15 protein-coding genes and 2 tRNA genes are annotated in these 21,558 nt (G+C 63.9%); 11 read left to right on the forward strand and 6 right to left on the reverse strand.

Features of this window, described 5'->3' with window-relative positions; all coding sequences use genetic code 11:
- Window positions 1-34 precede the first annotated feature (34 nt).
- The 7 genes from pheT (at window position 35) to IB228_RS02490 (ending at window position 6,573) form a co-directional block, all read left to right on the forward strand.
- A complete protein-coding gene (pheT, locus tag IB228_RS02460; protein ID WP_192197481.1) occupies window positions 35-2,428 on the forward strand; it encodes a phenylalanine--tRNA ligase subunit beta in 2,394 nt (797 codons plus the stop codon).
- Window positions 2,429-2,480: 52 nt separating this feature from the next.
- Window positions 2,481-2,780, forward strand: a complete 300-nt coding sequence (locus IB228_RS02465; RefSeq protein WP_097121753.1) for an integration host factor subunit alpha — start codon at window positions 2,481-2,483, stop codon at window positions 2,778-2,780.
- The gene (locus tag IB228_RS02470) at window positions 2,761-3,117 is read left to right on the forward strand and encodes a MerR family transcriptional regulator (RefSeq protein WP_079723142.1); all 357 of its coding nucleotides are present in this window, start codon (window positions 2,761-2,763) and stop codon (window positions 3,115-3,117) included. The genes IB228_RS02465 and IB228_RS02470 overlap by 20 nt, the downstream gene beginning before the upstream one ends.
- 84 nt (window positions 3,118-3,201) lie before the next feature.
- Window positions 3,202-3,278, forward strand: a tRNA-Pro gene (locus IB228_RS02475).
- A gap of 102 nt (window positions 3,279-3,380) precedes the next feature.
- Window positions 3,381-3,851 (forward strand): cupin domain-containing protein, encoded by a 471-nt coding sequence (locus IB228_RS02480; RefSeq protein WP_141453654.1) that lies wholly within the window; start codon window positions 3,381-3,383, stop codon window positions 3,849-3,851.
- A 101-nt stretch (window positions 3,852-3,952) separates the two neighbouring features.
- On the forward strand, window positions 3,953-4,960 hold the full coding sequence (locus tag IB228_RS02485) for a TraB/GumN family protein (RefSeq protein WP_225562202.1): 1,008 nt from the start codon (window positions 3,953-3,955) through the stop codon (window positions 4,958-4,960).
- Between the two features lie 92 nt (window positions 4,961-5,052).
- Window positions 5,053-6,573, forward strand: a complete 1,521-nt coding sequence (locus tag IB228_RS02490) for a hypothetical protein (RefSeq protein ID WP_192197483.1) — start codon at window positions 5,053-5,055, stop codon at window positions 6,571-6,573.
- Window positions 6,574-6,682: 109 nt separating this feature from the next.
- On the opposite strand, the gene dxs is transcribed toward IB228_RS02490, so the two are convergent.
- The 4 genes from dxs to IB228_RS02510 all read right to left on the reverse strand — a co-directional run bounded on the left by dxs (window position 6,683) and on the right by IB228_RS02510 (window position 11,996).
- Complete coding sequence (gene dxs, locus IB228_RS02495) at window positions 6,683-8,587, reverse strand: 1-deoxy-D-xylulose-5-phosphate synthase (RefSeq protein ID WP_192197484.1); 1,905 nt, start codon at window positions 8,585-8,587, stop codon at window positions 6,683-6,685.
- A 182-nt stretch (window positions 8,588-8,769) separates the two neighbouring features.
- On the reverse strand, window positions 8,770-9,420 hold the full coding sequence (locus tag IB228_RS02500; protein WP_141453650.1) for an HNH endonuclease: 651 nt from the start codon (window positions 9,418-9,420) through the stop codon (window positions 8,770-8,772).
- A gap of 146 nt (window positions 9,421-9,566) precedes the next feature.
- A complete protein-coding gene (locus IB228_RS02505; protein ID WP_192197485.1) occupies window positions 9,567-11,357 on the reverse strand; it encodes an acyl-CoA dehydrogenase C-terminal domain-containing protein in 1,791 nt (596 codons plus the stop codon).
- A 162-nt stretch (window positions 11,358-11,519) separates the two neighbouring features.
- Window positions 11,520-11,996, reverse strand: coding sequence for an LEA type 2 family protein (locus IB228_RS02510; RefSeq protein WP_192197486.1), 477 nt, complete (start codon window positions 11,994-11,996; stop codon window positions 11,520-11,522).
- A gap of 357 nt (window positions 11,997-12,353) precedes the next feature.
- Here IB228_RS02510 and IB228_RS02515 point away from each other — a divergent pair, with 357 nt between their 5' ends.
- Window positions 12,354-16,625 carry an RHS repeat-associated core domain-containing protein gene (locus IB228_RS02515; RefSeq protein ID WP_192197487.1) on the forward strand — a complete coding sequence of 1,424 codons (4,272 nt, stop codon included), beginning with the start codon at window positions 12,354-12,356 and terminating at the stop codon, window positions 16,623-16,625.
- Between the two features lie 515 nt (window positions 16,626-17,140).
- Here the strand turns inward: IB228_RS02515 and IB228_RS02520 are convergent.
- The gene (locus IB228_RS02520) at window positions 17,141-18,145 is read right to left on the reverse strand and encodes a serine hydrolase domain-containing protein (protein ID WP_225562203.1); all 1,005 of its coding nucleotides are present in this window, start codon (window positions 18,143-18,145) and stop codon (window positions 17,141-17,143) included.
- Window positions 18,146-18,753: 608 nt separating this feature from the next.
- Between IB228_RS02520 and IB228_RS02525 the strand changes: the two genes are divergently transcribed.
- The 3 genes from IB228_RS02525 to IB228_RS02535 all read left to right on the forward strand — a co-directional run bounded on the left by IB228_RS02525 (window position 18,754) and on the right by IB228_RS02535 (window position 21,070).
- Window positions 18,754-19,422, forward strand: a complete 669-nt coding sequence (locus IB228_RS02525) for a hypothetical protein (protein ID WP_192197489.1) — start codon at window positions 18,754-18,756, stop codon at window positions 19,420-19,422.
- Window positions 19,423-19,792: 370 nt separating this feature from the next.
- Window positions 19,793-20,533: a hypothetical protein gene (locus tag IB228_RS02530; RefSeq protein ID WP_192197490.1), complete on the forward strand. Its 741-nt coding sequence runs from the start codon at window positions 19,793-19,795 to the stop codon at window positions 20,531-20,533.
- 180 nt (window positions 20,534-20,713) lie between these two features.
- Window positions 20,714-21,070 carry a hypothetical protein gene (locus IB228_RS02535; protein ID WP_192197491.1) on the forward strand — a complete coding sequence of 119 codons (357 nt, stop codon included), beginning with the start codon at window positions 20,714-20,716 and terminating at the stop codon, window positions 21,068-21,070.
- A gap of 339 nt (window positions 21,071-21,409) precedes the next feature.
- On the opposite strand, the gene IB228_RS02540 is transcribed toward IB228_RS02535, so the two are convergent.
- Window positions 21,410-21,485: transfer RNA gene (locus IB228_RS02540), tRNA-Phe, on the reverse strand.
- Window positions 21,486-21,558 lie beyond the last annotated feature (73 nt).

The following is a 21,558-nucleotide window of genomic DNA, read 5'->3' on the forward strand; positions in this document are numbered from 1 at the left end:
AACGGTGGGCCAAGGCCCACCCTACGGTGACACGATGAAATTCAGCGAAAACTGGCTGCGCAGCCATGTTCCCACCCAGGCCACCCGCGACGAACTGTCGGCGGTGCTGACCGCGATCGGACTGGAGGTCGAGGAAGTGACGGCGCTGGGCGACGGCCTGGCCGGCGTCGTGGTGGCTCGCATCGTCGAATGCGCGCGGCATCCGGAGGCGGATCGCCTGCAGATCTGCCAGGTGGACGCCGGGCAGGGCGCGCTCCTGCAGATCGTGTGCGGTGCGCCGAATGCGCGCCCGGGACTGGTCGCTCCGCTGGCCATGATCGGCGCCAACCTCGCCGGCATCGCCATCAAGGCCGCCAAACTGCGTGGCGTCGAATCCAACGGCATGCTCTGCTCGGCCAAGGAACTGGGTATCGACGCCGATGCTTCCGGCCTGCTGGAACTGCCGGATGACGCGCCCGTCGGTACGCCCATCGGCGATTATCTGGGCCTGCCGGACGCCAGCATCGAAATCAAGTTGACGCCCAATCGCGCGGATTGCTTCAGCGTTCGCGGCATCGCCTACGACGTGGCCGCCGCGGTCGGCAGCCAGGTCAAGCCGCTGGATGCCGATCCCGTTCCCGCCCGGGACGACGCGGCGCGGGTGGTCGAACTTGAAGCCGGCGAGCGGGTGCCGCGTTTCGCTGGCCGGGTGATATCCGGTGTCGACGCCACCGCGCCCACGCCGGTCTGGATGGCCGAGCGCCTGCGCCGTGCCGGTGTGCGTCCGATCAGCCTGCTGGTGGATGTCACCCAGTACGTGATGCTGGAGCTGGGCCAGCCCATGCACGCCTTCGATCAGGATCTGCTGGACGGCACGGTCGTCGTGCGGCCGGCGCGTGCGGGAGAACAGATCAAGTTGCTCGATGGCCGCACCGTGACGGTGGACGAAGAGTTCCTGGTCGTTTCCGACAGCCAGGGCGGCAAGGCCGCGCGGGCCGTGGCGCTTGGCGGCATCATGGGTGGATACGACACCCGCGTCACCGATGCCACCCGCAACGTGTTCCTGGAGGCGGCGCACTGGATTCCGTCCGCCATCATCGGCCGCAGCCGCCGACTGGGCATGCACACCGACGCTGGCCACCGTTTCGAGCGGGGCGTCGATCCGGAACTGCCGCGCATCGCCGTGGAATACGCGACCCGGCTGATCCTGGCCGTCGCCGGCGGCGTGCCAGGGCCGGTGACCGAGACCGTGCTGCCGGAACACCTGTCGGCGCCGAAGGCCATCGGCCTGCGCCGCGCGCGCGTCGCGCGCGTGCTGGGCATCGAAATCGCCGATGTCGAGATCGAACGCATCCTGCAGGCGCTGGGCATGCAGGTCTCGCGCGATGGCGAAGGCTGGCGGGTGGTACCGCCGAGCCGTCGCTTTGATATCGCGCTCGAGGAGGACCTGATCGAGGAACTGGCGCGCATCCATGGCTACGAGCGCATCCCGACCACGCTGCCCGGCGGCGCCACGCGCGTAGCCGTGCAGACCGAAACCCGGGTCGAACCGTCGACCGTGCGCCGCCAGCTGGCCGCGCGCGAATATCTGGAAACGATCAACTATGCCTTCGTCGATGCATCGTGGTTGGCGCATTGGCAGGTTTCCGACGGGGCCGTGCCGCTGGCCAATCCCCTCAGCGCCGAACTGGGCGTGATGCGGACGCAGTTGCTGCCGGGCCTGGTGGCCGCCCTCGGCCGCAACGTGGCGCGCCAGGCCGGGCGCGTGCGCCTGTTCGAGCTGGGCAACGTCTTCAGCGCCTCCGGCGAAGACAAGGCGCCGTTGGAAACCCTGCGCATCGCCGCCGCGGCCTGCGGCGACGCACGCGCCGAACAGTGGGGCGAAAAGCCCGCGCGCAAGGTCGACTTCCACGACCTCAAGGGTGATCTGGAAAGCCTGGCGGCCACGGCTGGCGCGGTGCTGGAATATCGGCCGTCCACCCGGCCGTTCGGTCACCCGGGACGCTCGGCGGACATCTACCGCGACGGGCGGCCCGTGGGCTGGATCGGCCAGCTGCATCCGCGCCTGCAGCGACAGCTGGACCTGGATGCGGACGTGGTGGCCTTCGAAGTGGATCTCGCGCTGCTGGCTGAACGCGCGGTCGCGCGCGCATCGGAGCTGTCCAGGTTCCCGTCCGTCCGCCGGGATCTCGCGTTCGTCGTCGCGGATCAGGTGCCCTGGGATGCCCTGCGCCAGACCGCGCGAGAGGCCGCGGGCCCGCTGTTGCGGGACGTCCAGCTGTTCGACCGCTATGTCGGGCAGGGCGTCGAATCCGGTCAAAAGAGTCTCGCTATGGGCTTGATTTTGCAGGACAACTCACGCACTCTGACCGACCGCGACGTGGAAACCGTGGTCGCAGGCGTCGTGGCCGCCATCGAGGCGGCCCATGGAGCGAAGATCCGCGGATGAACGGCGTGAAGGCAATGGCAGGACTGGGAATAGAAATAGGGGACAGGCAGAAATGGCGCTGACCAAGGCCGAGATGGCCGAACGGCTGTTCGACGAGGTGGGTCTCAACAAGCGCGAGGCCAAGGAGTTCGTGGACGCCTATTTCGACGTGCTGCGCGATGCGCTGGAGCAGGGGCGGCAGGTCAAGCTGTCCGGTTTCGGCAACTTCGACCTGCGCCGCAAGAACCAGCGGCCGGGCCGCAACCCCAAGACCGGGGAAGAGATTCCCATTTCGGCGCGGACCGTGGTGACGTTCCGGCCGGGGCAGAAACTCAAGGAGCGTGTGGAAGCCTATGCTGGATCCGGGCAGTAATCGCGAGCTACCGCCGATTCCGGCGAAGCGCTACTTCACCATCGGTGAGGTCAGTGAACTGTGCGACGTCAAACCGCACGTGCTGCGCTACTGGGAAACGGAATTCCCCAGTCTCGAACCCGCCAAGCGCCGAGGCAACCGTCGCTACTACCAGCGCCACGACGTGCTGATGGTGCGCCAGATCCGCAGCCTGCTGTACGAACAGGGCTACACCATCGGCGGCGCGCGCCTGCGGCTGGAAGGCGAAGGCGCCAAGCAGGAATCGGCGCTCAGCAACCAGATCGTCCGCCAGGTGCGGATGGAGCTGGAAGAAATCCTGCAGCTGCTTCGCCGCTGAGCCCTTCCGCGGACGCGCCTAGGAAAGCCGGGCGCGTTGCCGCTATAATCAGCGACCGCCGCAAGGCGGACGTTTTCCAGGATTCGGGGTATAGCGCAGCCTGGTAGCGCACCAGTCTGGGGGACTGGTGGTCGTCGGTTCGAATCCGGCTACCCCGACCAACTCGCAAGAGACGAAAAAGCCCGCCGAGCGCGGGCTTTTTCGTGCCGGCCTGTTGCGGGCCACCTTGCGGGGAACCCCATGCTCATGTTTAGTATTCCTTCATGCACCCGCGCGCCGAAGAGTTGATCCAGTCGCTGGACCTGGCTCCCCACCCGGAGGGCGGGTACTACCGTCGCATCTTCGAATCGACCAAACGCACCGAGGTCAATGGCATCGAGCGGCCGACGCTCACCGCCATCAAGTACCTGCTGGTCGCCGGCGTCACCAGCCGCTGGCACCGGGTGGACGCCACCGAGATCTGGGACTGGTCCGAAGGCAGCCCGCTGGAGCTGTCGATGTTCGACCCGGAAAACCGCACCCTCAGCCGTGCCCAGCTCGACACGTCCGCGCGCGGCGGACAGCAGGTCCAGGTGGTGAAGGCCGGCATCTGGCAGAGCGCGCGCAGCCTGGGCGACTACAGCCTGATGGATTGCTCGGTGTCGCCGGGCTTCGTCTGGAAGGGTTTCCAGCTGCTGGAGCACGACAGCGAAACCGCACGGCACCTGCGCGAGGCCGGCGGCAAGGTCGCCTGAGTCACGGGAACCGGCGGTTGGTCGCGTGGTCTGAATCGCCGCCCGGCGCATCTGGCGCCTTTCCGTGAGTGCAGGGAATGCGATTGTCGATTTGCACAGGCTTGATTCTGGTTTCCTGCTGGTCGTGGGGTGCCTTGGCCCAGCAACCGCAACGGCCGGTCATCAAGGACACCGAAACCCCGGCCGCGGGGCCGGTCATCGACATGGACACCGTCGTGGTCAGCGGCGCGCAGCCGGGCCCGGGCCTGTGGCGGGTCAGCCGTGACGGACACGTGCTGTACATCCTGGGCACGCAATCCCCGTTGCCCAAGCAGATGATCTGGCAGTCGCGCGATGTGGAACAGGTCATTGCCTCGTCGCAGGAAGCCATCAAGCCACCACGGGTCAAGGTGGATGCCGACATCGGCATCATTCGCGGTGCACTGCTCATTCCTTCCATGCTCAAGGCCCGGCGCAATCCCGACGATCGGACCTTGCGGGATGTATTGCCCCCGGACCTCCACGCGCGCTGGTTGATCCAGAAGGCGCGCTACCTGGGGCGGGACAAGGGCGTGGAGAAATGGCGCCCGATCTTTGCGGCACGGGAGCTCTACGAAGCCGCGCTCAAGCGGGCGGGACTGGCCGAGTCCGGCATCGTCAGTCCGGTGGTGGACAAGGCCATCAAGCGACACGGCCTGAAAGTCACCACGCCATTGCTCAGCTTCAAGGTCGAACAGCCCAGGCAGGCATTGAAGGAGTTTGCGGGTACCCAACTGGACGACAGCGCCTGCTTCAGGGTGACCCTGGATCGCGTGGAAAACGATCTGCCCTTGATGACTGCCCGCGCCAATGCCTGGGCGGTCGGTGACATTCCCGCGCTTCGCGCCTTGCCCTATGGCGATCAGAACCGCACTTGCGCGCAGGTTCTGACCGAAACCGAGTTCGCCCGCAAGCGCGGCGTCGCCAATGTCGCCGCTGCACTGCAGGACCAATGGCTGGAGGCTGCGGAAAATGCGCTGCGGACCAACGCTTCCACTTTCGCGACCTTGCCGATCGCCGAGTTGCTCAGAAGCGATGGGCCACTGGCGAAGTTGCGGGCGCAGGGATACCAGGTCGAGGCACCGGAATAGCCATCGAAATGGCCACCCGGTGCTTCGGCACTGGCTACCCGCATCTGGTTCCCGTTTAATGGACGTCCGTCCACGGTCCTGGGGATGACCGCATGCGCCTTGCCGGAATGGCACTCACCACGATCCTGTGCCTGTCGATGACGGGTGCCGTCGGTGCTTGGGAAAGCACGCGAAAGGCTTCGCCGGCCCAACACACGGTCAATGATCCCTATCAACAACGCATCCAGGACGTTGCAGGGCGGTTCCAGCTTTCAGAATCCCGCCGCCTGAACCGGGAACTCAAGCCCATTCTTGCCGACAGGCGTTTTGACGCGTTGCCCGACGCGCAGCGCCACGGCCTGCTGATCATGGCCGCGGCCGCCGCCGCGTTCGAGGACGAAGGCGAGCGCTCGCGCTCATTGTTCCTGCGCAGCATCCAGATCAAGCCCACCGGCTATGCGTGGTACATGCTGTCGATGCTGGAAATCGAGGATGGACAGAATGATCAGGCGGCGCTCCATCTGAGCCGGGCATTGGCGGAAAGTCCCGGTGAACTGGCCGATTTCCCCGAGGAAATCGTGCCCGAGATCCTTCGGGCCTCGACGGCGGGATCCGATGCGAAGTTCGGACTATTGCAGGCTCTTTATGAGGCTGGCTGGGATCAGCGCGGGTTGGGGGCCAGTGATACCTGGTTCAAGCTGGCCGAGGAATACCTGCGGCGCGGAGAACCAACGCAGGCACGTGGGCCGATTGAACGCATCGATGGCGCGATGGCGCTGATCAAGCTGCGCATCGACCGCCGCTTCGATGGCGTGATGTCGGAACTGGAAGGTCTGCCGTCTCCGGAGCAGGCCGCGCAACGGCGCGTTGAACGGCTCCGGCGCCTGGCAACCGAACAGCCTCGCCGGCTGGAGCCGCTCAGCGAGTTGATGGGGGCGTTGCTGGTCGTCGGCCAATGGGACGAAGTGGTCCGTCTCAGCGGTGAGGTCAAGGCGCGCCTGAAGGAGGCGCCCGTCGATGCGCCGCCATTCGACGATGTCGACCAGTACCTGTGGGTGCAGAACCGACGCAGTACCGCGTTGCGCGCGCTCGGACGCTGGGACGAGGCCGTCGCCGAATTGGCCGAGGCCGCGCGTACGCCGGACCGCGGGCAGACCAACGTCAACCAGGTTCTCAACCTGGGGGGACTGTACTGCTCGCTGGGCAGGCCGGATGACGCGCTTGCCGCGATTGCCCCGGTGGGGGAGATGAGTGGCTACGGAAAGATGGTGCAGGCGTCCGTGCAACTGTGTGCCGCGACGCTCAAGCGGGACACGCGTGGAATCGAGCGGACACTCGGCTATCTGCGCAAGCATCGCGCGGACGGAGAAGACCTCCTGCTGGACGGCCTCGTGAGCACGGGGCGGCTGGACGAGGCGGCTGTCGAACTCATCGCGCAGCTGGAGGCGCTCGATACCCGCGCCGAAACCCTGCTGTCGATACAGGAACTGAAAGAGCATGACCCCATGCCTGGTGACGTCGAGTCCCATGCGCAGTGGAAAGCGCTGGTTGCGCGAGCCGATGTACAGGCCGTGGTTGCCCGGCTTGGCCGTATCGAGCACTACCCGCTTTATTGGGGATGGGACGATCACTAGTCCGGGGAACCCGGCAAGCGTGCCTTATCGGGGCATCACGAACCCGGGTTGATGGCCGGGTTCCTTGAACCGCGTCCCGACGCGCGGGTGTCTCGATTCCTGGCCGGGATCAGCCTGCCGCGCTGAGCGGCGCGCTGGCCGCCAGTTGCGGCCAGCGGCGCAGCACGGAGGCGCGGATGCTTGCCGCGTCGATGCCCGCTTCGGCCAGCAGATCCTCGCGGCTGGCGTGATGCTGGAATTCGTCGGGCAGGCCGAGGTGCAGGACAGGCAGGGCGATGCCTTCGGCATTAAGCAGTTCGGCCACGCCGGAACCCGCACCGCCCATCACCACGTTGTCCTCCACGGTGACGAAGCCCTGGTGGCTGGCAACAAGCTCCAGCACCAGTGCGCGATCCAGTGGTTTGACGAAGCGCATGTTGACCACGGTCAGGCCCAGTTCGCGACCGACCTGCTCGGCGGCGGCGACCGTGGATCCGAACGCCAGCAGCGCCACGCGATTGCCGCGCGTGCGCAGTTCGGCCTTGCCGATCGGCAGGGTGTCCAGATCCGTCTGCACGGCCACGCCGGGGCCGGTGCCCCGCGGATAGCGAACCGCGGCCGGGCCGGCGTGGTGATAGCCGGTGCTGAGCATGCGTCGGCATTCGTTCTCGTCCGCCGGCGCCATCACCACCATGTTCGGCACGCAGCGCAGATAGCTCAGGTCCAGGTTGCCGGCATGGGTGGCGCCATCCGGGCCGACCACGCCGCCGCGATCGATGGCGAACAGGACATCGAGATCCTGGATCGCCACGTCATGCACCAGCTGGTCGTAGCCGCGCTGCAGGAAGGTGGAGTAGATCGCCACCACCGGCTTGCCGCCTTCGCAGGCCATGCCGGCGGCGAGCGTCACCGCGTGCTGCTCGGCGATGGCGACGTCGAAATAGCGCTCGGGGTATTCCTTGCTGAAACGCACCAGTCCCGAGCCTTCGCGCATCGCGGGCGTGATGCCCAGCAGCCTGGGTTCGGCCGCGGCCATGTCGCAAAGCCAGTCGCCGAAGATGTCGGTATAGGTCGGCTTCTTGGCGCCGCTCTTGCTGACCAGGCCCTTTTCCGGATCGAACGGGCCGACCGCGTGATATCCGATCTGATCGCCCTCGGCCAACTCGTAGCCCTTGCCCTTGGTGGTCAGGATGTGCAGCAGCTGCGGTCCCTTCAGGGTCTTGAGCGTCTTCAGCGCGCCGACCAGCGCTTCCACGTCGTGGCCGTCAATCGGGCCGGTGTAATGGAAGCCCATCTGTTCGAACAGGGTGGATGGCACGAACATGCCCTTCCAGTGCTCCTCCCAGCGGCGCATGAAGCGCGCCGGCGGCTTCTTCTTGTCGCCCAGCAGTTTCTTGCCACCCTCGCGCAGCGCGTTGAGGGTGCGGCTGCTGCTCAGCCGTCCCAGCATCTTGGTCAGCCCGCCGACGTTCTCCGAAATCGACATCTGGTTGTCGTTGAGGATGACCAGCAGGTTCGGTTCGGGTTCCATGCCGCCGGCATGGTTGAGCGCTTCGAAGGCCATGCCGGCGGTCATCGCGCCATCGCCGATCACGGCGACCACCTTGCGGTCGTCGCCCTTCTGCGCGAGTGCGACGGCCATGCCCAGGGCGGCGGAGATCGAGGTGGAAGAGTGGCCGACCCCGAACGTGTCGTATTCGCTTTCCTCGCGCTTGGGGAACGGCGCGACGCCGTCCTTCTGCTTGACCGTGTGGATCTGGTCGCGGCGGCCGGTGAGGATCTTGTGCGGATAGCACTGGTGGCCGACGTCCCAGACCAGGCGGTCGACCGGGGTCTCGTACAGATAGTGCAGGGCGACGGTGAGTTCGATCACGCCCAGACCGGCGCCGAAATGGCCGCCGCTCTTGCCGACCGATTCGATCAGGTAGCCGCGCAGCTCCTCGGCGATGGCCGGCAGTTCGGACTCCTCGAACCGACGCAGGTCGGCGGGGGTCTCGATGCGGGAAAGGCGGGGGTAGCGGGCGGGATCGATCATGGGCTTGATTTCATCTGGCCCGCTATTTTCCCCCCCTTGTGTGAGGCGGGGCAAGCGACCGGGTGAAGCCGGGGCGAAGCGACGCGGCCCGGGCGGGCGAAACTCACGACCTGTTCATTTGCCGGCCGTGGCGTTCGGGTGCTTTCGGGCATAAGGGGCCGGGCAGGCCGGAACGGCCGGGCTCAGGCCGACAGCTTGGACTTCTTGGGCAGGTGGGCCTTCAGGAAGGCCATCTGGTCGGCCAGGATGTTGCGGTTGGACAGGATCAGGTGCTCGATCCAGCTGGGCCGGTAGGGCACCGCCAGCAACGGCATGTGGGCCTGCTGCGGGGTGCGGTTGCTCTTGCGCGAGTTGCAGTGGAAGCACGCGGTGACCACGTTCTCCCAGGTGTCGCGTCCGCCCTTGGACAGCGGCAGCACGTGATCGCGGGTCAAATGCTGGCGGCTGAAATCCTGGCCGCAGTACAGGCACAGATAGGCATCGCGCGCGAACAACGCGGTATTGGTCAGCGTCGGCGTGGGCGAGAGCGCGTGTGCACGGGCATGCCCGCGGGAAGCGACGATGGGGTGCAGCTCGATGACGCTCTGTTCGCCGGTCATGCGGCTGGTGCCGCCATGCACCCGCAGGCAGGGCTCGCCGAGCGTCCAGGCCACCGCGCCGCGCGCGTACAGGCAGGTCGCGTCCTGCCAGTTGATCCAGTCCAGCACGCGGCCATGCGCGTCGAGCGACAGCAGGCGCGGAGTGAAGCGGGAGGGGGATTGCGGAGCAATGACCGCCGGGCCGGATGCGCTGCCGGTGTCGACCAGGTGAAGCTGAGCTGTGTCTGCTTCCATGGGGAATCAGGTTATACCTGATTGATGACAATTTGGATAGCGCTGCTTTGGCAATGCCGGTGGCTATCGACCGGCAACCGCCGCCGGCACCGCGAATGCACGGGCATTCCCACCCTTGGTCCGGGTGGGAATGCCGCTGTCGAGTCTCATTCGCCGAACCGTTCCGCGGCCATCGCCATCAGCGGCGAGGCGCCGGAGCCGATCGCGGCGGCGTGGGCGAGGGTACGCGGCAGGATGCGGGCGAAGTAGAACCGCGCCGTTTCCCGCTTGGATTGCTTGAACGCCTCGGACTGGGACGACGCTTCCGCGGTCGCCACGCTGCGCGCCCACCAGTAAGCCAGGGTGACGTAGCCGGAATAGAACAGGTAGTCATGGCTGGCGGCGCCGATCTCTTCCGGATCCTGGCTGGCGCGCTGCAGGATGTCGCGGGTCAGCACGGCCCATTCGCTGGTCTTTTCGCGAAGCGGCGCGATGAATTCGGCGATGGCCGCGTTGCCTTCGTGCTCGCGCAGGAACGCCTCGATCTCGGCCAGGAAAATCCTCAGTCCGGCCGCCTGGGTGGACGCGGTCTTGCGCCCCATCAGATCCAGCGCCTGGATGCCGGTGGTGCCTTCATAGAGCGTGGTGATGCGCGCATCGCGCGCCAGTTGTTCCATGCCGTGTTCGTGGATATAGCCGTGGCCGCCGAAGCACTGCAGTGCGTGGTAGGTGTTCTCGATGCCCCACTCGGTCTGGCAGGCCTTGGAAATCGGGGTCAGGAAACTCACCAGCGTGTCGGCGCGTTCGCGCTCTGCCGGATCCGGCGAATGGCTGGCGACGTCGATCAGCGTGCCGGCGTGCAGCGCAAGCAGCCGGCTGCCCTCCACCAGCGACTTCACCGTCAGCAGCATGCGGCGCACATCGGGATGGACGATGATCGGATCGGCCGGCTTGTCGGGAAACTTCGGGCCGCTCAGTGCGCGCGTCTGCAACCGCTCGCGCGAGTAGCGCAGCGCGTTCTGGTAGGCGCGCTCGCTCAGTGCGATGCCCTGCAGGCCGACGCCCAGGCGCGCGGTGTTCATCATGGTGAACATCGCCTGCAGGCCCTTGTGCGGCTGGCCGACCAGGTAACCCTGCGCACCGTCGAAGTTCATCACGCAGGTAACCGAACCCTTGATGCCCATCTTGTGTTCGATGGATCCGCAATGCAGCGCATTGCGCTCGCCAACCTTGCCGTCGCGATCGACCTTGAACTTCGGCGTCACGAACAGCGAGATGCCCTTCGCGCCCGCCGGTGCGTCGGGCAGTTTGGCCAGCACGAGGTGCACGATGTTGTCGGTCAGATCGTGTTCGCCGGCGGTGATGAAGATCTTGGTACCGGTGATCGCGTAACTGCCGTCGGCGTTGGGTTCAGCGCGGGTCTTCAGCAGACCCAGATCAGTGCCGCAATGGGGTTCAGTCAGGCACATGGTGCCGGTCCAGCGGCCTTCCACCAGCGGCTTGAGGAAGACCTCCTGCTGCCAGGATTCGCCATGCTGCTTGAGTGCCTCGACCGCGCCGTGCGACAGCAACGGGAAATTGCCCCAGGCCAGGTTGGCGGCATTGACCATTTCGTTGAGCGGTACGCCCATCACGTGCGGAAGGCCCTGGCCGCCGAAGTCCGGCGACGCGGTCAGGCCGGTCCAGCCGCCCTCGATGAACTGCTCGTACGCAGCCTTGAAGCCAGGCGGCGTGGTCACCGTCTGGGTGGCCTGGTCGTAGGTCGAACCGATCTCGTCGCCGACGCTGTTCAGCGGCGCCAGCACGGTTTCCGAAAAGCGGGCAGCTTCCTCCAGCACGGCGTCCAGAACGTCGCGGGTGGCGTCGGCGTAGCCGAGCCGGGCGAACAGGGCTTCGGCGCCCAGCACGTCGTAAAGGGCGAAGCGGATGTCATTCAGGGGGGCGCGATAGGCACTCATGGGGGATGTCGGGACGGCGGCCCGGGGGCCGGAAGCCTTCAGCATACTACGGCGTATGGCGGTGGCGGATGGCGCGCCGCAGCATGCCGCGGCCAGGGACCGAGGAGCCGGAAACGACAACGGCCCCATGCGGGGCCGTTGCTGCAAACCGGAAGGCGAGGATCAGCGCATGACGCCGTCCAGCCCGGGCACCGGATTGAGGGTGCTGCGGCCGGTGATCTGGAAATCGCGCGGCTTGGCTTCCTCCGGCGTGGCGTTGGCCGTGCCCTTCAGGCTGTAGGGCAGCGAACGCCGGCCAGCCAGCGCGTCGGCCAGCACCATCTTGGCTTCCGCACTGGGCGTGAATGGCACCGTGACCACGTCCGCGGACTCCGGCCCGACCGACAACGCGGGGCTGGCTTCCAGGGTGCCGGCGTTGTGACCGTCCACTTCCACCGCCAGGCTGACCCGATCAAAACGCATCGGGATGCTGCTGTAGTTCTGCAGGCGCAGGTCCACCGACCAACTGCCGTTGGCCTTGACCGTCAACTGCTGGATGCTGGCCGCCGGTTCCGACACGCGCCGAACCGGACCGCCGCTGCACGCGGCCAGCAACGCCGTCGCCAGGAACACCACCGCCAAAAGACCACGCCGAATCATCCCGTCACTCCATGCCGAGTAGATGCGGATAGTACGCGTCGAGGGGCGGGGCTTCCAAGGGAACAGGGGTACGCGCTTTTCCGTGGTTGACCCGCGGATGGCGGAAGTTGCGAAAGAACAGCCGGGCCCCGTTCCGCCGCAAGCGGCAGATTCAGACGAATCCTATTCATTCACGCCCCTTGGCGACGCCATCGTCGGGCTGCTGGTGATCGAGCGAAGTCTGTTCGGCCTTTCGTATCCCGCCCCCGGTGCCTGCCTGCGAGCCGGCTCCTGTCGCATGGAAGCGCATGGCCTCACCCGGCAGGTCCAATGGAGGGATAGGGAATGCGTGCAATACGAAGTGTGGGGATTGCGTCGATGCTGCTGCTTGCCTCGCTGTGGTCGACCGGTGCGGGCGCCATCATGATGGCGGACAGGAGCAGGTGTCCAAATGGCGTGCAGGGACCGAACGGCTGCCAGTCCGAGGCGCCCACGCCCAACACCCTGGAAACAATTTCCGTAAGCGGAGTACGACCTCCGGCCTGGGAAGCCATCTACGATCGGTACATCTACGACAGTCTGTTCCGTGGGCAAACCGGTCCCCACAGGCGCGATGATCTCCCGGAAACCCAGATGCCCGGAGAGCCTGTCGAGGCCGAGGCAAAAGCGTCTCCCGGCCCCTGCGACGAAGCCGCCAAGGGAGCGGTCACCCTGGCGGGGGATCCGATCGACTATTCCAATGGCAACCTGCTCGAATTCGCCTATGACTTCACCACGGCGGGAGAAGTGCCGCTGTACCTGCAGCGCTCTTACAACCGCTATTGGACCCACAAGGGGCTTTTTGGCTACAACTGGGTGAGCAACTTTGATCTGCGGTTGTCCAGGAGTGCCGACGGCAAGCGGATCACGCTGTCCAGGAACGACGCCACGATGCTTGGCTTTGCATACGCCGACAAGCCAATGGCAGGTTGGCATGCGGCCGGAACAAGCGCGTACATCCGCGCTGACGGCCGCGGCGGCTACATCTATCACGCGTCGGACAACAGCATCGAGACGTACAACAGCATCGGCCAGATCACCAGCCAGAAGAACTCGCGTGGTGTCGGCATCACCTTCGGCTACGTGGGCGGGTTGCTGACCACCGCGACACACACCTCCGGCCGCGTCGTTCGATTCGGCTGGTCCAACGGACTGCTGACCAGTGTCATCGATCCGGCAGGAAACGTATACCGCTACGGCTATCAGCGAAAGGCCGCCCAGGTCCAGCTCCTGAGCACCGCGACGTTGCCCGGAACGCCCGCCACGGTGATCGGCTATCACTATGAACAACCGGGAACGGGCCTTACCGGAAAATCGGTCAATGGCGAGCGCTTTGCGAACTTCACATATGACAGCTACAGCCGCGCCACCAGTTCGATGCACGCCAATGGTGCGGAAAAGTACACGTTCTCGTACAGCTTCCCAGGGGCAGGGCAACTGAAGTCGGTGGTGACCAATCCCTTGGGCAAGAAGACGACTTACCTCTTCAGGAACGGCAAGCTGCTATCCGCCACTGGACACCCTTCCGCGCACTGTCCTGGCACCTACCGCGAGATTACCTACGACAAATACGGGAACCGCGATCTGGTCACCGATTCCGCGGACGGAATCACCGACTACGACCACGACGAGAAAGGGCGCCTGACCCGCAAGGTCGTCGGTGCGGGAACACCACTGGCACAGGAGACCCGCTACAGCTGGGATGCCAACAACCGGAACACGCGTGTAGTGGTGAGTGGAGTATCCCAGACCGACTACGTGTATCGTCCGGACGGCCTGATAGCGTCGATCTCGGTCCGTAATCTCTCCAGGCATGGCATTGCCGGCCAGACCCTGGTCACGCGATATGGCTATACGTTCCACCCCAATCGCATGTTGCACACGGTGGTGGAGGACGGGCCCGTGGCAGGTGCGGGTGATGCGATCACGCGGACGTTCGACCAATTCGGGAACCTGACCGGCATCGCCAACAGCCTCGGACACCGGACGACCTACGCAGCGCACAACGGGTTGGGGAAGCCGGGCCGCATCACCGGCGTGAATGGAGAGGTCACCGAGTACACCTACGACGCCCGTGGGCGGGTACTTGCGGTTAGGCAAACCACGGGCGGAATCATTCGTATCAGCCAACATACGTACGATCAGCGAGGCCGTCTCATCCGGACGCTGGATCCGGAAGGAACGGACACGACGTATCAGTACGATTCGTCCGATCGCCTCATCAAGGTTTCCCGGCCCACCGCGAATCCCGAATACCGGGCGCTGGGCCGAAACGCCAGGGAGTATCGCCTGCACGTCCACGACGCCGCCGGCAATATCGTCCGTACCGACGTCGGGATTGAATACAACGCGCCCAGACAGGGGACAGGTCGGGCAATCACGATTGTCTGTCGGCCCCGACGGCTGGATTGCGGCCCCGAACTGCCGGAACCATTGCCGCCGTCGAGGCCCGCCGTCCCTTCCACGCTGTTACTGGCGCGCGAGCATACGGACTATGACGAACTGGGGCGGATTCGCGCCCGTCGGGGCAACAATGGGCAGATTGTCCGCTATGCCTACGACGCCAACGGCAAGCTGCGGACCATGACCGATGCGCTGGGGAGGAGCACCACGCTGGCACATGACGTACTGGGGCGGGTCGTCGCCGTGCGAGACGCGGCAGGTCACTGGACGCGCTTCGAGTACGACGGGGGCGGCCGCTTGAGCAGGATTGTCGATCCCAACCGGAACGCGACGACCTACGTGCATGACGGCCTGGGACAGTTGTGGGCGCAGCGCAGCCCGGATACCGGACTCAGCACGTTCGAGTACAACCCGAGCGGCCAACGTGTCCGGATGACCCGCAATGACGGTACGGTGACGACCTACGGTTACGACGCCCTCGGACGTACCAGCCAGATAGCGGCAGGCGGGAGCATCCATCGGTTCGGTTATGACTGGTGCACACATGGCAAGGCCAGGCTCTGCAATGCAGACAGTCCCGAAAGCAGTGTTCATTTCTCCTATGCCGTGGATGGCCAAGTGACCGCGCGTCGCGAGCGATTGATCGCCAATGGCCGGTTCGACGCGGATGACCGGACACGCTACCGTCATGACCGCATGGGCCGACTGGATGCCGTGGTTTATCCCAATGGCATGGCGGTGGGATATGGTTATTCGGGTGGCCGTCTGGTGGCGATGACGCTCAATATCGGCGGGAAAGTGCAGCACATCGTCACCGATGCGCGATATCGCGGTCCTGGCCCGATGGCCGAATGGAATTATGGCAATGGCCTGAAAAGGACACTCGGCTATGACCAGGGACAGGTGACGGGCGATGGCCGCCTGACCGGAATACGCACGCTGAATGGCAACCGTGCACTGCAGGCACTGGATATGAGTTACGACGTATCGGATGCCATTGTGGGCATCGCCAATCCAGCCAACCCCCGTGTGAGCCAGCGGTTCCGCTACGACCGCGTGGAACGGCTCACCGAGATAGATTCACCGGCGGGCAACCAGCGCTTCTCCTACGACCCCAATGGCAACAAGTTGCGGCACGTCTGGAGTTTCGATGAGGCACTGACCCTCGAGCGCGGCAGCAACCGGATTGGCGCGATGACGTCGCATGCCTATACGCATGACCGACTGGGAAACCGCGCAAGCCACGCATGGGGAGGTTCAACGGCCACCTACGCCTACGATGCCTTCAATCGGATGACCAGCGTGTCCAGGAACAGACCCATCCGGTCAGCCGAGCCCAACCACGCAACCGTCAGCCTGCCTGCCGGTACCGCAACCTATGCCTACAACACCTTCAACGAACGCGTGCGCAAGCGCGCGCCCGGGCAGGGTGGCCATCGATACGTGTATGGACCGGGCAGCCGGTTGCTGGCCGAGCGGGCTGACGGGACCGGCGTCTGGACCAACTACCTGTGGTTTGGCGACCAGTTGGTCGGGATGGTGCGCGGCACCCAGGTCTACCACGTGCATACCGATCATCTTGGACGCCCCGAACTCGCGACGAACAGCGCGCGAGCCGTGGTCTGGCGCGCGGACAACCACGCCTTCGACCGACGGGTGACCCTGGACGCGATAGGTGGACTCAACCTGGGCTTCCCGGGGCAGTACTACGATGCAGAAACCAACCTCTGGTACAACATCAATCGCTATTACGACGCACGTTTGGGGCGGTATACGCAGTCTGACCCGATTGGGCTGAGGGGAGGGGTAAATACATATTTATATGCCGGGGCAAATCCCGTTGTAAGAACTGATCTGCTTGGTTTAGTGGACGAAAATCCAATTGCAAGATTCAATCCTAGGTATGGGCCCATCATTCTAAGGACGCCAACAACGCCCATTCATTGGGGGGAGAAATTGGTCTCCGGTTACATTGTTGGAAAGCTTTCGTTCGGCTCTACCACTGTGAACAAATTTGGTCAGTTGGTGCCGCGCCCCTCAAGCCTCACTGGCAGAGTCTCCGTATACATCGCTCTCATGCAGCCGTTAGAAATGGGGTGCGCTGAGCTCGATTGCAATGAGGATGGGGTGGCGGATTATTTGCAGAGGGAAGGGCCTGATAGGTGCTTTGTTTCAGGAGCTGGTATTTCGCCCCTCTTTCCAGAATAGAGGGTATTAATATGTTAAAAAAAATATTTGTTTCAACAATTTTCTTGTCAATTTTCTTCTCTGGAGTGTTTGTACTGTGGGGATTGCCGGCGGCTTATTCGTGGTTGGCTTTGCCTTCTTGTTTTATCTGGTTCTTTGTGTCTGGAAAAATAACTTTGTTTTGTTTCGATTGGCTGGGGCGCAGATAAAAAGCAGTCGATGTTCATTGCTTGTGTTGGCTGCTTGGGTTTCGTTTTTCAGTGAATAACGTGCCACAGGACGGATCTGGTGGAACATTGGCTTATCGCAGTCGTAGCCCCGCTTGTTGAGCTAAATCCAGTGAAGTATGCCTTTAAGGAGGCGTATCGAATCTCGGCTGACGTCAGGCTTGGAAGAAGGGCTCGGAGGATTTTCTTTTATCAGATATTCGTCTTGATTCTTGCGATTCTAATCATCGTTTTCTGGGGCATGGTAGGGCTTGATGGCGGGTAGTAGGATGGGTAAGGGTGGCACCTGGCCGCCGCCTGTTCTTTGCGTCACATGTTGCCTGTAGTCGGCCCGTCGATCTTGCCTTTGCATGGGCGCGAACCCAGGTCCAGCCGCTCGGCGATGCCCTGCGGGCCGATATCTCCGGCACGATTGATAAGCACCACGACAGTTCGCCGCAGAGTGGGGACGTGACGCAGGTATCCCGTGAAGCCAGCCGTTCCCCCGCCGTGCCCCACCACCTGGCCGCCGTCAGCCAATTCCCAGCCAGCGCCCCAGCCGGCCGTAGTACCGTCGGCAAGCGGCGTGTTGCGCCACATCTCGCGGAGAAGGTCATCGGGCAATAGCTCGCCTTGGTCCAGTGCGACGGCGAAACGAGTCATGTCGTCGATGCTGGCGAGCAGCCCTCCGGCGGCCCAGGCAGAGCCGGGGGCGGTGATGGGCGGGTCGAGCCAGCGGCCATCCTGGTAGAGGTGTCCTTGGGCAATGATGCGACGGTCGTCGGCGCGACGCGGTCCGGCGTCGCGCATATCCAACGGGTCCAGGATTTCGTCCCGCAGGAACTGCCAGTAGTCCGCGCCAGTCACCTGCTCAATGGCGAGCCCGAGCAGGATGTAGTTGGTGTTGGAATAGGCGTGTCGGGTTCCCGGTGCAAAGTCCAGAGGCGCCTGCGCGACCATCGCCAATAATTCCCTGGGCGTGGGATCCGTCGGCATCAATTCGAGAAAGTTTCCCTCGTTGAGGTAGTTCGGGACGCCGGACGTATGGCTGAGCAGCCGGGACAGGGAAATCGGCTCCCATGCCGTCGGCAGGGCATCCACGTAGCGGCCGATGGGAGCCTCTATATCAAGCAGCCCACGACGCCGAAGCCGGAATACCAGCAGGGCAGTAAATACCTTGGTGATGGAACCTGTTTCGAACACCGTGTTGCGCTCGACCCGCGCACCGCTGGCATCGTTGCGCAGTCCTGCCGTGGCCATTTCGGTTATCCGCCCCCGGTCCACCACGACCGCGGCCATTCCCGGCTGGCGCTCGGCCTCGAGAAGGAGGGCCAAGGATTTGCAGTTCTCCGGTTGTCGGCCGCCTCCACGGGCACCAGGCACGATAAGTCCGGCACCTGCGGCGAGCAGCGCGGTACACAAGTGGCGTCGTGTCGGATCGTTCTGCATCGGCGGTGTGCTGTTGGTTCCGTAGTCGGCGATGGTAGAGCGGCAAAGGAGGCTTCGGCTACCCGAAGGACCGGAAAATCAATGTCCGGTACTCCGGCGACGGCGACCACAACTTCTCCAACTGGCGTGAGTTGGTGTCGCTGGAGCGGGTCAGCACAGGCCGCGTGCCGCCCATCCGTCGCCTGGGTTCGGGCCGCAGTTTCATGCTGGATACCGAATGCATGTCGTCGCTCGTGGTTGACATCATGGGAGCTGTCATCTCCTCCGACGAGGCGGGCTGACCAGCCAGGGCGAAAGTCGCACAGCCGACACCCGACCGGTACTCGCGTGCGGCGAACCGGGATGACGGATACTGGCCAGGTCCGGGAATCCGCTGGGCATCCGCGTGGCGACCGGCTACGCTTCCCGCATCGTCGGCGGCACCCGCGGACCATCCCGGCACGCACCACGACGAAGCGGACGGTCGGCAGACGTTCGCTAAGGAAGAGACGCGGATGGATTTCCTCAAGCTGCTCAAATCGCTGGAAGAGTTCCTCTACGAGGTAATCGCCTGGCTGGTGTTCTTCCCGCTCACGCTGTGGAGGGTGGCGCGCCACCCGCAACGGATGGCGCGCTACGCGGAGACCGAGCTGAGGGACAAGCTGGAGAAGCAGTTCGACGACGCACTGAGCCCGCCGCTGTTCCTGATGCTGGCTATCCTGGCCGCGCATGTGCTCGAACTCATTCTGCATCAGCGAGTGCAGGCGACTAGCGAACTGTCCCGCCAGGTAGTGGGCAACGAACAGGGCCTGTTGCTGTTCCGCACCCTGACTTTCGCACTGTGGCCCTTGCTGATGGCCATCCACTGCCAGCGGCGGCGTGGGCAGCGACTGGACCGCGAAAGCCTGCGGCGTCCGTTCTACGCGCAGTGCTACCTGGCGGCGCCCTTCGCCATAACCGTGTCGATGGCGATGCAATTGGTAATCAAGCCGGGCGTGACGTCCACCCGGATCGGCTGGGCGTTGGCTGCCGTTGCGGCGATCTGGTACCTGTGCGTGCAGGCGCGCTGGCTGCGCGACACTCTGCGGGCAAACTGGTGGAGCAGTGGGCTATCGGCGCTTGGGGTGCTGGTGCTGGGCGGCATCATCAACCTCACTATCGGCGCAGTGCTAGTCCTGAATTGAGTCCTTCACCCCGCGTGGACGCGCGCGGGGAGTTCCCGGATGGCTGATAAACAATCAAAGGAAATCGGGCCTTCCGAGGGTTTCTAAAGTAGAGCGATCCAGTGCTCCCGGGCACCCTGTGTCCGATCAGAGTTGGCTGGCCATAGCTGGCTGGAGGTCACGGAAGGCGAGCAGGAACGCCCCACTAGTCCCCAGGATCAGTGCCACGTTTGGCCAATGCACTCGTCGGCCGATGGCCGCCAGCAAGGCACTACTGCCTCCAGCACCAATCTGTGACGCCAGAACCATCTTGCGAAGTGTTGTGTCTGGGCGAACTCGATATCATCCTGTACACGCTGTACGGCCTACTATCCAACCGGAGGGATTAATCATGCGCGTCAGCCTGCTTGCAGTGTGTCTTGTTGCCACCATGCCTTTCTCGGCACTCGCGCAGACTGCACCCCCGGACGTGGCAGACCTGGTAGGAGCTCGAGCTGCCGGCGGTGAGACCCAACTGCTGTCCCGCGGCTATGAGTTGCGTGATTCGAGTACTGTGCGTGACCAGCGTTTTACTTTCTGGTGGAGCGCGAAGCGCAGCCAGTGCATCTCGGTATCCGCCTCCGAAGGACGCTATGCCGCCATACAAGCGGTTCCAGGTGCGAACTGCGGAGGTACAGGGTCGGCAGAGCTGGCAGATGTATCTGCCCAACAGGACCCGAACTCCCTGGTTCTGGTCTGCTACGGGGCGGGAACCAGGCCCGTCGCCAAGACAGAGCAGACCTATAGCTGGGACCACAAGGACAACAAGTGGAAGGAAGGGAATTCGGTGGTCAGCAGCGCGCAAGGCTTCAATAGCGACGTTCAAATCGAACTGTATGGCGACCATGGTCGAATCCACTTGGGACAAGGACTTGTGCCTCCGATTAATTCGGGGGGCGACCATGGCTGGTGGGAACTGGACAACCTGCAAGTTGGCGAAGACCGGATTACGGCGGGCTACCGTTTGAATGGTATGAACAAGCCGCGCGTGACCGTGAACCGGAATTCGGGGCAAATCATCATCGAAGGCGGAACGAAGTTCTCTGGTCAGTGCGATATCGGGAACTTCGGAAAAGGCCAGCGGCGTTTCTAGTCGCGGTCGTTCTGCTTTAGTGGAGACCGGCCGTTCTCTAGAGCGCGGCTCGCTGCTAGCCAAGTGACGCAGATCCGTTTCCAGCGTGATCTGCTGATCAATCTAGCAACTTGCTAGATCACTAACCAACCAGATGACGAATATGCTTCGCGCACCTTCTTGTCGAAGAGCAAGCGGTGGATGCATCAGTTCGATGCTTTCGTAGAAGCAAGACGCGGCGACCTCCGTAGGATTGCTTATGCAACCCAGGGCGAAATGGAGGCAGATGACCTCATCCAAGAGGCATGGGTGGTGGCAATCGAAATCGGCGATGGCATGGAGGAGCCGTTCGACTTCTCCAACCTGGAGCACCAGGAACATCTCATCGCCAAGATGTACGTCCGGTTCGTAAAGTACGCGGACAAGACGGTCCGGTACGCCATGAAGTTGGACCGTGGCTGGGACCAGCCTGAAGAAGAGTCCGCGGGCGGTGCCCTCTCCAAAGTCCTCTCGGGGCCGGAATCCGACGACCCCTTGGTGGCCCCCAAACCCCACTGATAGGGTGGGACTGGGCCTCCACACGAGGGGTAGGCAAGGTCTGCAATGGAACCCATCCGCCTCTCCTCGTGGACTTCCTTTAGTGGGATTGGGTCCAGTCCCACACAAAGTAGATAGGTGGGGCGAAGCATAGGCTTGGCGCCAGAGGCTACCTCGGCAACGTCACATGGCCATGCTCCGTGATTCAAGCGCGGTCAGACGCGCCGCGATGACCGAATGTCGAAGGTGGGGCACCGAAACAGGGTGTCTGTTTGGGCAGAGGCAAGGAATTTTCCTATGGCAACCAAAGCCATGCCGCGACCAAAGAAAAAGGGCCTGCATTTCTGCAGGCCCCTGAAATGGTGGCCGGGGAGGGAATCGAACCCCCGACACAGGGATTTTCAATCCCTTGCTCTACCAACTGAGCTACCCGGCCAGGTTTTATCGCTTTGCGGCTACGTGGCCGGTGCGAGCCGCGCATGATACGGGAAGGGCGGGCGGACTGGCAA

The sequence above is a fragment of the Pseudoxanthomonas sp. PXM04 genome (assembly GCF_014851695.1).
In the GTDB taxonomy this organism is placed as follows: Bacteria; Pseudomonadota; Gammaproteobacteria; order Xanthomonadales; family Xanthomonadaceae; genus Pseudoxanthomonas_A; species Pseudoxanthomonas_A beigongshangi.